General features: G+C 72.2%; 11 protein-coding genes. 4 read left to right on the top strand and 7 right to left on the bottom strand.

Annotation, left to right across the window (positions count from 1 at the left end; genetic code table 11):
• From AMR74_RS00935 to AMR74_RS00920, 4 genes are all read right to left on the bottom strand, one after another.
• Window positions 1-987, bottom strand: a complete 987-nt coding sequence (locus AMR74_RS00935; RefSeq protein WP_053770205.1) for an ABC transporter permease — start codon at window positions 985-987, stop codon at window positions 1-3.
• On the bottom strand, window positions 987-1,982 hold the full coding sequence (locus AMR74_RS00930) for an ABC transporter permease (RefSeq protein ID WP_255410388.1): 996 nt from the start codon (window positions 1,980-1,982) through the stop codon (window positions 987-989). Before AMR74_RS00930 ends, AMR74_RS00935 begins: the two co-directional genes overlap by 1 nt.
• 206 nt (window positions 1,983-2,188) lie before the next feature.
• On the bottom strand, window positions 2,189-3,844 hold the full coding sequence (locus AMR74_RS00925; protein WP_053770203.1) for an ABC transporter substrate-binding protein: 1,656 nt from the start codon (window positions 3,842-3,844) through the stop codon (window positions 2,189-2,191).
• 220 nt (window positions 3,845-4,064) lie between these two features.
• Window positions 4,065-5,714 (bottom strand): GTPBP1 family GTP-binding protein, encoded by a 1,650-nt coding sequence (locus AMR74_RS00920; protein WP_053770202.1) that lies wholly within the window; start codon window positions 5,712-5,714, stop codon window positions 4,065-4,067.
• 128 nt (window positions 5,715-5,842) lie between these two features.
• On the opposite strand from AMR74_RS00920, the gene AMR74_RS00915 reads away from it, so the two are divergent.
• Window positions 5,843-6,688, top strand: a complete 846-nt coding sequence (locus AMR74_RS00915; protein ID WP_053770201.1) for an HFX_2341 family transcriptional regulator domain-containing protein — start codon at window positions 5,843-5,845, stop codon at window positions 6,686-6,688.
• Between the two features lie 344 nt (window positions 6,689-7,032).
• On the opposite strand, the gene AMR74_RS00910 is transcribed toward AMR74_RS00915, so the two are convergent.
• The gene (locus tag AMR74_RS00910) at window positions 7,033-8,037 is read right to left on the bottom strand and encodes a transcription initiation factor IIB (RefSeq protein WP_053770200.1); all 1,005 of its coding nucleotides are present in this window, start codon (window positions 8,035-8,037) and stop codon (window positions 7,033-7,035) included.
• A gap of 163 nt (window positions 8,038-8,200) precedes the next feature.
• Between AMR74_RS00910 and AMR74_RS00905 the strand changes: the two genes are divergently transcribed.
• Window positions 8,201-8,752: a DUF7858 family protein gene (locus AMR74_RS00905; protein WP_053770199.1), complete on the top strand. Its 552-nt coding sequence runs from the start codon at window positions 8,201-8,203 to the stop codon at window positions 8,750-8,752.
• A 24-nt stretch (window positions 8,753-8,776) separates the two neighbouring features.
• On the opposite strand, the gene AMR74_RS00900 is transcribed toward AMR74_RS00905, so the two are convergent.
• Window positions 8,777-9,595, bottom strand: a complete 819-nt coding sequence (locus AMR74_RS00900; protein ID WP_053770198.1) for a cell division inhibitor — start codon at window positions 9,593-9,595, stop codon at window positions 8,777-8,779.
• Window positions 9,596-9,675: 80 nt separating this feature from the next.
• Window positions 9,676-10,107 carry an HIT family protein gene (locus tag AMR74_RS00895; RefSeq protein WP_053770197.1) on the bottom strand — a complete coding sequence of 144 codons (432 nt, stop codon included), beginning with the start codon at window positions 10,105-10,107 and terminating at the stop codon, window positions 9,676-9,678.
• Window positions 10,108-10,221: 114 nt separating this feature from the next.
• Here AMR74_RS00895 and AMR74_RS00890 point away from each other — a divergent pair, with 114 nt between their 5' ends.
• The gene (locus tag AMR74_RS00890; protein WP_053770196.1) at window positions 10,222-10,524 is read left to right on the top strand and encodes a DUF7091 family protein; all 303 of its coding nucleotides are present in this window, start codon (window positions 10,222-10,224) and stop codon (window positions 10,522-10,524) included.
• 82 nt (window positions 10,525-10,606) lie between these two features.
• Window positions 10,607-11,800 (top strand): hypothetical protein, encoded by a 1,194-nt coding sequence (locus AMR74_RS00885; RefSeq protein ID WP_053770195.1) that lies wholly within the window; start codon window positions 10,607-10,609, stop codon window positions 11,798-11,800.
• The last annotated feature ends 5 nt before the right edge of the window (window positions 11,801-11,805 follow it).

Here is an 11,805-nt window from a genome sequence, read left to right as displayed (position 1 = left end):
TCAGTTGTTGATCCGCGGATCGAGGGCGTCCTGGAGGCCGTCGCCGAGAATGTTGAAGCCGATGACGGTGATCAGAATGGCGATGCCGGGGAAGATGCTGAACGTCGGCGCGGGGAGCATGTAGCCGCGCGAGGCGGACAGCATCTGCCCCCACGACGGCGTCGGCGGCTGCGCGCCGAAGCCGAGGAACGAGAGGCCGGCGACGATGAGGATGCTCACGCCGACCTGGAGCGTCGCCTGGACCAGCACCGGCGCGAAGCTGTTGGGGATGATGTGCCGGAAAATGATGTTCCGGTCTTTCACCCCCGCGGCCCGGGCGGCCTCGACGTAGTCCTCCTCGCGGATGGAGACGACGCGAGACCGGATGAGCCGGTTGAACACCGGGACCGCCGTGATCCCGACGCCGATCATCGCGAACGTGAGGTCCCGCCCGAACGCGGTCATGAACGCGATGACCAGCACGAGGAACGGGATCGCGTAGATGGTCTCGGTGACGCGCTGGAGCACGTCGTCGACCCAGCCGCCGTAGTAGCCGGAGACGGCGCCGATGACGGTGCCGCCGCCGAGGCCGATGGCGGTCGCGAGGAACCCGACTGTCATCGCGATCCGCGTCCCGTAGATGGTCCGGGAGAGCAGGTCGCGACCGCGGTGGTCGGTGCCGAGCGGGTGTTCGATAATCCCCTGCCCGAACTGGTTCTCCATACCGACCGGCGGGAGGAGCCGCTGGACGTTCTCCGGGTCGGCCTCGGGGTTGTACAGCACCGCCTCCGCGATCGCGTAATCGAGGACGTAGTAGTCGAACGCGGCGAAGATCGCGACGAAGGTCATGAACCCGACGATGTAGGTCCCGATCCGCGCCGTCGTGTCCTGTCTGACCTGCTTGAGCGTGTACCGCAGGCCGACGCGGGCCTCGACCTCCTCGGGCCCGCCGCTCTCGTCCCCGTCGTCCGGCGTGTCGTCGTCCGAAGTCGCGCTGTTAAAAGACATTACTCGTCACCGTAAGTGACCCGCGGGTCGAGGTAGCTGTACGTGATGTCCGTGACGATCACGCCGATCACGTAGACGAACCCGAACACGAGCGTCGTCCCCATGATCAGCTGGTAGTCCTGGTTCTGGATCGCCGTGATGATCAGTCTCCCCATCCCCTGGATCCCGAAGACGGTCTCCGTGAGGACGGCGCCGCCGAGCGCGGTCGAGAGCCCGAGCCCGATGATGGTGATCACCGGCAGCTGCGCCACCTGGAACGCGTGCTTGCGGACGATCGTCGACTCGGGCACGCCGTACGCGCGGGCGAGCTTCACGTACTCGCCCTGGAGCGAGTCGACCATCGACGAACGCTCGATCCTGGTGATCTGCGCCATCTGAAGCGTTCCGAGCCCGATCATCGGCAGGAAGAGGTGATGCGCCGACTGGCGTATCACCTCCACCTGCGTCGCCGCCCCGCGGACGTTCGCCGGGCTCTCCCACGGGAGGACGAGCCCCCGCGCGGGGAACCACCCGAGGTGGAACGCGAAGACGATGATCAACACCAGCCCGATCCAGAACGACGGGGTCGAGACGCCGATCAGCGAGATAATACGGGAGACGTGGTCGGCCGGCTCGTTCCGCCGCTTCGCCGAGATCACGCCGAGCGGGATGGCCGTGACGATGGCGAACGCGAACGCGGACAGCATGAGCAGCAGCGTGACCGGGAGCCGGAGGATGATCATCTCGAGGACGGGGCGGTCGTAGTAGATACTGAGGCCGAGGTCGCCCGTCGCGACGCTGCTGAGGTACGCGAAGTACCGCACGTGTATCGGTCGGTCCAGGCCGTACCGGGCGCGGATCGCCTCGACCTGCTCTTGGGCCGGCGTCGGCCCGAGCATGATGTCGACCGGGTCGCCGGGGATCTGGTTTGCCAGGAAGAAGGTTATCGTCACGATACCTATCAGTACGGGTATCGCCTGTGCGAACCGCCGGAGTGTGTACCGAAGTAAACTCACTGTCGTGGATTCCTCGTTGCTTCGATTCGGTTTTTGCTGTCGCTTATCCGTTTCGCTCCCGCCGAGGCACCAATTCGGCGCCGCGAGCGGGCGGCCGGCCCCGTCGCCGACCGCCCCGAAGGGCCGCGTTTACGTCTCGATTCCGACCCGGGCGCGGACCGCCCGGGTCCGCTCCGCGGATCCGATCTCTCGGTCGGCGCGTCCGATTACCGGGTCACCGTGACGCCGCCCAGCTGGATCTCCGTCGAGATCGGGTGCGAGCTGAAGCCCTCCACGACGTTGCGCACGCCGTAGGAGTTGTTCAGGTTGTACGCCGGGAGGTGGACGCGCCCCTCGAGCAGCGAGGTCGTCGCCTCGATGTAGAGCTGCCGCCGCTCCTCGCGGTCGGCCGACTCGCGGGCCTGCGTCAGCTTCTGCGAGGCCTCCTCGTAGTCGTGGAACGTCCCGTTCGTCACGCCCTCCGTCTCCTGGCTCAGCAGGTTGTACGCGAACGTGTCCGGATCCGGCGAGCCGGACCAACCGAGGGTGTACATGTTGTAGTCGTCCTCGCTGCCGGTGACGTACGCGTCGAGGAAGGTGCCCCAGTCGAGGCGCTGGACTTCGACGTTCTGGAAGCCAGCGTTCTGGAGCCCGTCGCCGATCGAGATGCCGATCTGTTCGCGCTTGTCGTCCGGCGGCACGATGATCCGCCAGTTGTAGTCCATCGGGACGCCGGCCTCCTCGAACAGCGCCTGCGCCTCCTCGAGGTCCTGATCGTGCTGGATGTCGGACCACTCGTCGGTCGGGAAGTCCCACTCCTCGGAGATCGAGGACGGGAACGGGCTGGTCTGCCGGACGCCGGCCGGCTCGACGAAGTTCTCGACCGCCTGGTCCATCGAGACGCAGTAGTCGACCGCCTCGCGGACGAGCGGGTCGCTCGTCGGTCCCTCGCCGCAGTTGAACGCGAGGTAGAAGTACCCGATGCCCGGTTCCTCGGTCAGCGTCGCGCTCTGGTTCGCCTCGACCGTCTCGTACAGCTGCGGCGGGATCGACTCGATGATGTCGACGTTCCCGGTCTCCAGCTCGGTGACGCGCGTCGTCTGCTCGACGATCGGCTCGAACTCGACGGCGCCAATCTCCGGGAGGTTGTCGCTGTCCCAGTAGTCGTCCCACCGCTCAAGCGTCGCGTAGCTCTCCGGCTCCCACTCGCTGAGCTTGAACGGCCCGGAGGTGACCGGGTCCATGTTGTACGCCTCGGTGTCCTCCTGCCGCACGGAGGCGTTGACGACGTTCCGCGCCATGGCGATCGTGAACGCGCCGTACGGGTACTTGAGGTCGAACTGCGCGGTGGTCTCGTCGACGACCTCCCCGGTGTCGATCATGTCCACCTCGGAGGCATTCTCGGTCTGTTCCTCGACGGGCGCCATCATCGTGTGAACGACGTCCTCCGCGGTGACCGGGTCGCCGTTCTGGAACTGGGCGTCCTCGCGGATCGGGACGATGAACCGCGTACCGTCGCGCTCGACGGTGGGCATGTCCGCGGCGATCTTCGGCTCCAGGCTGACGCCGTCGCCGTACTCGTAGAGGCCGTCGAATATCCGCCCGGCGATCTGCGCGGACGGCACGTCGTTCATGACCACGGGGTCCATGTCGAGCGGGCCCTTCGCCTGCGCGAAGTACAGGGTCGGGGCGCTGCCGCCGTCGCCGCCGTCGGACCCGTCACCGCCGTCGCCGCCGTCGGACCCGTCACCGCCGTCGCCGCCGTCGGACCCGTCGCCGCCGTCCCCCCCGCCGGCACACCCGGCGAGCAGGAGCGAGGTGCCGGCCGCGCCGCCGGCGAGGACCTTTCGTCGCGAAATGCGTTGTGTGTGTTGTCGACGCATACAACCGTCCTCTTGTTTCACTCTAATAAGTATTTTGGGAGGCCCTGCCCATACGGTCATCTCCGGTTGATTTATCATCATTTTGTGCGTATTCTTTTCCACGAACGCCGTCCGAATCAGGAAGAAACGACTGCCGGGATCCGAAATACGCCGGTCGGTCCGCGGTCGGACGCGTCGGCCGGAGCGTTCGACCCTCGCGCGCGCCGCGCCGGGCGACCGCTCAGCGCCCGTCCGACGACGCCCCGTCGCTGTCGGTGTCCGTCACGGTCCCGACCCCCTTGCTCGACCCCTCGCGGAACACGAACCGCTGTCCCTCCTCGACCAGGTACGGGCGGAAATTGAAGCGGACGCGCGCCTCGCCCGTGTCGCCCGGGAGCAGTCGCCCCTGCTCCGGGAAGAACGCCGCCGCCTCGGAGAGGGTCTCGAGGTGGACCACGGGCTCGTACCCCTCCTGGATCCGGGTCGGGTGGTTGAGTACCATCACCTCGGCGTCGAACTCGCGGACCGGGTCCGGCTCCGCGTCGCGGGGGACCAGGGCCATCCCGCGCTCGATCTCGTCCTCGTCGACGCCCTTCAGCGCGATGCCCACGATCCGCCCGGCGGTCGCCTTGTCGACCCGGTGGTAGTGCATCTCGATCGACCGCGCCTCGACCTCGCGGAACGAGCCGTCGGGCATGGGGCCGAGCAGGAGCTCGTCGCCGGTCTCGACGGTCCCCGAGTTCACCGTGCCCGACGCCACCGCGCCCACGCCGGTCACCTTGTAGCTGCGGTCGACGTACATCCGGAACGTCTCGCGGTCGGGCGTCGCCCGCTTCGGGAGCCGCTCGAACAGCCGGTCGAGCGTCTCGATCCCGTCCTTCGTCACCGCGCTGGTCCGCAGCAGGGGGACGACGCCGTCGCCCACCTCCGCCACCGCGGTGTCGACCCCGTGGCGGCCGACGAGCAGCGGCGTCTGCCCGGCGTCGCGCAGCATCGACTCGACCTCGCGTTCCACCGCGGCGAGCCGCTCGTCGCTCACGGCGTCCGCCTTCGTGACCGCGACGACGGTCGGCAGCTCGGTGGCGAGGAGGATCCCGAGGTGCTCGCGGGTCGTCTTCGTCGGCCCGTCGTCGGCGGCGACGACCAAGAGTCCGTAGTCGAGCTTCTGTCCCACCAGCCCGCGGATCGTCGTCCGCAGCCACGGCTCGTGCCCGACGGTGTCGACGAAGGAGACGAGCCGGTCGGCCGCCTCGACGACGCCCGCGCGGTCGGCCTTCCGGTGCGGGTTGTCCATCCGCACCGGCTCGTCGGCGTCGTCGGCGAACCCGTACACGGCGTACGAGAGGTCAGCCGAGAGGCCCCGCTCGACCTCGTGGGGCTGGACGTCGAGGAAGCCACGCGTGCCGCCCTCGCCGTCGTCGGCGCGCCCGGTGACCAGCGTGCCGACCAGCGTCGACTTCCCGTGGTCGACGTGGCCCGCGGTGCCGACCACGAGGTGGTCCTCGTCGGCCTCGAACACGCCGCCGTCGCGGAGGGTCGCGAGGCCGACGAGCCCCGCCTCGTCGCCGTCGCCGCCGTCGCCGGCGCTCCACGTCTCGGCGTCGGCGATGTGGGCGTCCGCCTCGTCGGCCAGGAGGGAGAGCACGTCCATCGTCTCGGAGAAGGCCTCCGGGGAGATCCCGGCGAGCCCGCCGTCGTCGGTGACTCCGAGGGCGTACGTCGCCTCGCCGTCGCCGGAGAGCACCCGGTGCCGGAGCTGCGCGACCAGCGACTCCATGCGCCCGTCCGCGAGGTGGACCTCCCGCGTCAGCCGCTCTTTGAACTCGATCGCGCCGCCGTCCCGCTCGCCGCGCTCGATGGCCCGCCTGAGGGCGGACCGGTCAGCGCTCATGTTCGATCGTAGGCGAGGGCCGGGCTTAACGGTTTTCGTGGTACGTGCCCCCACGACACGTGATCGCTCGCTGCTCCTCCGGAGCGCTCCGGCGAGCTATTTAACCGACCGCCGCGGACAACGACTGTATGGACACCTCGGTCCCCAGCGTCGCCGAACGCCGCGTCCACGTGGTCCCGCTCGGCTACGAGCGCGACCGGATCGTCGAACCCCTCCGGCGCCACGGCGCCGACGTCGCCTACCTCCTCGTCGACGCCCCCGACCGCGACGGGGACCGCGGCGACGTGGACTTCGACGCGGCCGGCGCCGCCGACCCCGCGGACACGCGCGTCGACCCCGACGGGCTCACCGACTACCAGCGCGACGCGTGGACGGCCGTCGCCGAGTTCGCCGAGGTCAGGCCGATCCCCGTCGCGCTCGCGGACGTGTACGACGTGCTCGGCGTGACGACGACGGTCGCCGCCCGCCACCGGGCCGGCGCCGAGGACGGCGACCGGCTCTTCGGGAACGTCTCGACCGGGCCGCGGATCGCCGCTGTCGGCGTCGCGCTGGCCTGTATGATCGTCGGCGCGCGCCCGTACAGCGTCGAGCCCGAGCGCCACCGGCACGACCGGCGCCAGGAGCCGCTCACCGAGGGCGTCGCCCGCACCGTCGACCTCCCGATCTACCCGATGGACGCGCCCACCACCGACCAGGTGGCCGTCCTCGGTCGGCTCCACGAGCGCGCGGAGGAGAGTCTGACCACCGACAAGTGGAACCTGATCGAGTGGGCGCGCGAGCGCGGCCTCACGTTCCTCCGCGAGGCCGGCGAGAGCCGGACGGCGAAGTACCGCGCGCTGGAGACGCACGTGCTCTCGCCGCTGCGCGAGCGCGGCTACGTCGAGTTGGAGGACATCGGCCGGTCCGACACCGTCCGGCTCACCGAGGTCGGTCGCCGCGTCTTCTTCGCGTTCAAACACAAGATCGACGGGTAGCGGGGCCGCGCTCGCTCGCTCGCTCGCCGAACGGTGGCTCCGACACGCACCGCGTGACCGGTCCGATTCGAACGTGTTGTTCGGTCCGTCCGTACTATCGACGACTAACGTAGAATTGTGCCCCGCCCTTCGATACAGATGCGTGACGCCCGCCGGGCGGTCGGGGCGCCCTCCCTGCCCTCCACACCGCCTGTCCGCTATCAGCGGTCGGTCGCCGCCCCCAACCGGCGGCGGTCGGTCGCCGCCGGCTTCCGGCCGGCGACGGTCCCCGCTGACGCCGCCGCGGCCGTCCGACGGATCGTCACGAGGCGACGGCGCCGCCGTCGCCGTTCTCCGCCGCGTCCTCACTCCTCCGTTAGGTCGACGTACGTCCGCCGGACGGTCACCGGCGTCACGCCGGCGGCGTCGGCGGCCTCCTGCTGGGTACACTCGGCGTCGAGCTCGCGGGCCGCGGTGTAGAGGCAGGCGGCCGCGACGCCGACCGGGTTGCGGCCGTTCGCGATCCCCTCCTCGACGGCGCGCTCGGCCAGCTCGCCGGCGCGGCGCTCGACGGCCGGGTCGCAGCCGAGGTCGCTGGCGAACCGCGGGAGGTACTCCGCCGGGCCGCTCGGCGCGATGGGGAGGCCCAGCTCGCGGTTCATCGCGTCGAAGGCCGCCCGGTGCTCGTCCTCCGTCGCCTTCGCCTCGGCGCACACCTCGCCGACGGTGCGGGCCACGTCGGCGGTGCGGCAGGCGACGTAGACGCAGGCCGCAGCGAACCCTTCGAGCGAGCGCCCGCGGAGCAGGCTCTCCTCCTGCGCGGAGTCGAACAGCGCGCAGGCGCTGTCGCGGACGCTGTCGGGCAGCTCCAAGACGCCGGTGAGCCGACGGATCTCGGTGTAGGCGTACACCTTGTTGCGGTCGCGCTTCGTCGAGATCTGCGCGCGGTTGTGCTGAGTCCGCATCCGGGCGAGCCGCCGGCGCTTGCGCCCCTTCACCTTCGTCGACCGACCGATCTCCGTCGAGAGGCCGCGGTCGTGCCGCGACCGCGTCAGCGGCGCGCCGGTGCGCTTCGGGTCCGTGTCCTCGTCGTCGAACGACCGCCACTCGGGGCCGTGGTCGATCCGGTCCGCCTCGACGACCAGCCCGCAGTCGGCGCAGACGCGCTCCGCGTCCTCGACGCGCGTGCGGCCGTCGCACTCCGGACACGTCTCGCGGTCGCCGGTCTCGTTGGCCGTCCGACTCCCGTCGCCGGTCGGGCTCCGCTCCGCGACGGCGGCGCGGTCACCGGTCGCCGCGCGGTCCGTCGTCGCGGCGTCGTCGGTCTCGGTCCGGGGCGAACGAACGCGGGTGGAGCGTGCGTCACTCATCACACGTCGAACTCCGGCCCGATGCCTTACTTAAACCCGGGCGAATCGGCGGTCGATCGGCCGGATCGGCGCCGCCGAACCGACCGGTTATCGGTCGGTGATCGCGCGGCCGACGGCGCCGCAGTACGGTGGTTTTAACCCGCCGCCCGCGCCATCACCTCGCATGACGCTGTCGGAGATCGCGGCGGGGGTCGAGGTCACCTCCCGCCAGCGCGATCGGGGCGTGGCCCTCGCGGACGACACGGAGACGCCGCTCGTCGACCGCCTGTCGGCCCACGCCGACGCGCTCCCGTGTACGCCCGAGGCGACCGCCACGCTCGTCGACGCCTACACCGCCGGCCGGAGCGTCGGCGACGCGGCCCGCGAGGCGGGCGTCTCCCCGATGACCGCCGCGAAGGCGCTCCACCGGTGCGGCGTCGCCGGCGTCTGCCCGCTCTCGCCGACCGGCCGCGACGTGGTCCGCGACTGGCTCGCCGGCCGGACCTCGCGCAGCGAGGCCGTCGAACTCGCCGGCGGCGACGAGGCGGACTTCGCGCTGGCGACGTACGTCGAGACCCACGACCCCGTCGAGCCCCTCGCGGAGGCGGTCGACGCGCAGGTCGCCGGGTCGGCGCCGCTCGGCGACGGCCTCGGCGCCGACGACCCACTCGGCGACGGCCTCGGCGCCGACGACCCACTCGGCGACGCGCTCGGCTCGACCGACGGGCTCCGCTGAACCGCGGCTCTTCCTCAACTCGTCTCAGGGCGTGAACCGCTCGACGAGCTCCGGCTCCGGGAACTCCACGCCGAGCGACGCGTCGAACGCCGCCTCGTAGGCGGTCGCGACCGCCCGCGCGTACGCGCCGTTCCCCGTCGCCGCCGTCGGCGCGGCCGCCACGTCCGGATCGGTCGCCGGCACGCGAACGACGCCGGACTCGCTCCCGTCGTCCTCGTCGTCTCCGGACCCCGCCCGTTCGACGGCGAGCGTCGCGTCGAGGCCCCCGCCAACGTCGGCGACGCGCCCGCGGAGCCGCTGGGCCGCGTCGCGCCCGTGGGCCGTCGCCGGCCTGACCGCGACCGCGCGGTCGGCGGTCGTCGCGGCCGCGACCGCCTCGTTCGACCCGACCGGCGCGGCGTCGACGACCACCGCGTCGTACGTCGCCGCCGCCTCGTCGATCCGGCGCTCCAGCTTCCGGGCCGCCTCCGCCGTCTTCGCCCGCGCGACCCGCTCGAAGGGGGCCCGCGCCGGCACCGCGTCGACGCGCCCGGGGAGGTCCGTCGCGTTCCCCCCGTCGTCGCCGGAGTCGCCGACCCCGGGACGCTCGGCGGCCGCACCGGCGCCGGCGATCGGGTACGCCGCCGCCGACAGCGCCGCGTCCGGGTCGTCGGTGAGGAGCGCGGTGAGGTCGGGGTCGATCCGCCCGGTCACGTACTCCGAGAGTCCCTGGGTCGTGAACGCGGCGTCGACGACCGCGACCTCGGCCCCGTCGCGCGCGCCCATCGCCGCCAGCTCGACAGCCGTCCGCGTCGTCCCCGCGCCGCCGGTCGCCCCGACCAGCGCGAGCGTCGTCGCGTTCATACGCCGCCCTCGCCGGAGGTCGCTTGTAAAAATCGCGAAGCCGGGCCGCGGTTCGCCGGACCGCGGTGCGGCTCGTCCCCTTACTCCGCCATCGCGGTCGCGACCTCGTCGGCGACGGCGTCGAGCTCGTCGTCCGAGAGGTCGGGGCGGGCGCCCGCCACCGCGTGGATCGCCGTGCCGCCGTCGCCCTCGAACCGCGGGACGATATGGACGTGGACGTGCGGGACCTCCTGGCCGGCCGCCTCGCCGTCGTTGACGCCGACGTTGGCGCCGTCCGCGTCGACCGTCGCCTCGATCCGGGGCGTGAGCGCCGCGACCGCGTCGAACAGGTCGCTCGCGAGGTCGGCGTCGAGGTCGCCGACGTGCCGGGCGTGCGACTTGGGGATCACCAGCGTGTGGCCGCGCGCGAGGGGGTTGGCGTCGAGGAACGCCAGCACGGCGTCGGTCTCGTGGACGGTCCGCGCCGGGATGTCGCCGGCGACGATCGAACAGAAGATACAGTCGTCGGACATGGCCGACCGATCGCTCGGCGCTCTCATCAAGGTTTCCCGCGGCGGCGGGCGTGGGGCGGTCCGCCCACTCCCCGCCGCCAACGGACCTATATCCGCCGCGCCGAAACGGGCCGTATGGACGACCGGCTCGAACGCGTCATCCGCCAGCAGCTCCGGAAGGCGGGCAAGCAGTTCGAGGAGGCCAGACGCGCCTACGCCGAGGGGCGCGACGACCCGGAGGGCAGCGCGGCCGCCGCGGCGCGGTTCGGCCTGCCGACGGACGACGCCGGGCGCGCCCGAATCGTCTGCCGCCGCCACGCCGAGCGCCGGACCGTGCCGGTCGACGACGAGGGGCGTCCCGCCTGCTTCGAGTCTGGACACCCCGACTGCGAGGGCTGCGCGGAGGACGTCCGCGACGGGTTCGTCGAGACGTGGTGAGCGCCGGGACCGGCGGGACGCCCGGGCGGTCGCGCCGCGTCCCGCCCGAAGGGGTTTGTTCCCCGGCGCCGTGGTGCGGCGCATGAACCGGGTCGGCGCGGTCGTCGCGCTCCTCGCCGTCGTCGGGGTCGGGCTCGCCCTCTCCGGGGCCTTCGCGGGCGTCGCCGATGAGCCGCGGGCGGACGACGTCGCGGACGACCGGCTCATCGAGGTCGACGGCGACTACCGGCTCTGGCCGTACACGAGCCGGAGCCGGACGGTCGAGGGGCGGACCCTCGCGATCAACGTCGTCTTCCACGCCGACGCCGAGGCGACCCGGGCCGCCATCGAGGGCGACCCGGGCACCGACTGGGAGGAGACGCCCCCGGACGAGGCCGCGGCGACCGCCGGCGACGACGACCAGCTCCGCGAGGTCGTCGGGCGCGACTGGCGGGACGCCCGCGGCTCGCTCCGCTACTCCTACGTCGAGGGGCCGGACGGCGGCGCGTGGCTCGCCGAGACGTTCGAGCTCCACGACGGGCGGTACCTCGGCGTCCGCGACCACCTCCGCGCGTACGAGTCGCCCGACGGTGCCTACACCGCGATCCAGGCCCACGAGGAGTACTACGACTGGTTCCGGCTCCGCCACACGGTCCCCGACATCGACGCGCCCGCGACGCGGCTGGAGGACGAGTTCGTCGAGTCGGGCCGCGCGACCGACGTGCGCCGCGAGTACCGCGGCATCGACGGCGGGCGCAGCGACGGCTGGCTCTCCGTGATCGAGCTGGCGGCGACCGCGGCCCTCGCCGGGGCGCTGCTCCGCCGGCGCACCCGCGAGGCGGCCGTCGACCTCCTCGGCCGGCTGCGGACCGACGCGCGGCGACACGCCGCGGCCGCGACGCTCGGGGTCGCGCTCGGTGCCGTCCTCGTCGGCGTCCGCGTCGCGGGCGTGGCGCTGGAGACGGCGTTCCCGGCCGTGTCGCCGAAGGCCATCGCGGCCCCGCTGTACCTCGTCCTCGCGGCCGGGCTGCCCGCCCTGGTCGCCCGGCGCGCGCCGCGGTCCGACCCGGCGGCCGCCGCCGCGGCCGTCGTCGTCGGCCTCGGCGCCGGCTTCCTCGCCGACTTCGCGGCGCTCGGGGTGACCGTTCCACCCGACCTCATCGTCCACCGGGTGGCGCTGCTGGCCGCGCTCGCCGTGGTCGCGATCGGGCGGGCGACGGCCGACCGACCCGTCGCCGTCGCCGGGCTGTCGGCGTGGGCCGTCGGCCTGGCGCTCCCGCTGGCGGACCTGATCTGAGGGCG

This window comes from Halorubrum tropicale (genome assembly GCF_001280455.1).
GTDB classification, from domain to species: Archaea; Halobacteriota; Halobacteria; order Halobacteriales; family Haloferacaceae; genus Halorubrum; species Halorubrum tropicale.
Note: the sequence above shows the minus strand (reverse complement) of the source record. Positions and strands in the feature narration are given on the sequence as shown.

Excerpts from the sequence above, each read along its gene's own strand:
- AMR74_RS00935 (WP_053770205.1), bottom strand. The coding sequence starts at position 987 with ATGTCTTTTAACAGCGCGACTTCGGACGACGACACGCCGGACGACGGG.
- AMR74_RS00925 (WP_053770203.1), bottom strand. The coding sequence starts at position 3,844 with ATGCGTCGACAACACACACAACGCATTTCGCGACGAAAGGTCCTCGCC.
- AMR74_RS00920 (WP_053770202.1), bottom strand. The coding sequence starts at position 5,714 with ATGAGCGCTGACCGGTCCGCCCTCAGGCGGGCCATCGAGCGCGGCGAG.
- AMR74_RS00915 (WP_053770201.1), top strand. The coding sequence starts at position 5,843 with ATGGACACCTCGGTCCCCAGCGTCGCCGAACGCCGCGTCCACGTGGTC.
- AMR74_RS00910 (WP_053770200.1), bottom strand. The coding sequence starts at position 8,037 with ATGAGTGACGCACGCTCCACCCGCGTTCGTTCGCCCCGGACCGAGACC.
- AMR74_RS00905 (WP_053770199.1), top strand. The coding sequence starts at position 8,201 with ATGACGCTGTCGGAGATCGCGGCGGGGGTCGAGGTCACCTCCCGCCAG.
- AMR74_RS00900 (WP_053770198.1), bottom strand. The coding sequence starts at position 9,595 with ATGAACGCGACGACGCTCGCGCTGGTCGGGGCGACCGGCGGCGCGGGG.
- AMR74_RS00895 (WP_053770197.1), bottom strand. The coding sequence starts at position 10,107 with ATGTCCGACGACTGTATCTTCTGTTCGATCGTCGCCGGCGACATCCCG.
- AMR74_RS00890 (WP_053770196.1), top strand. The coding sequence starts at position 10,222 with ATGGACGACCGGCTCGAACGCGTCATCCGCCAGCAGCTCCGGAAGGCG.
- AMR74_RS00885 (WP_053770195.1), top strand. The coding sequence starts at position 10,607 with ATGAACCGGGTCGGCGCGGTCGTCGCGCTCCTCGCCGTCGTCGGGGTC.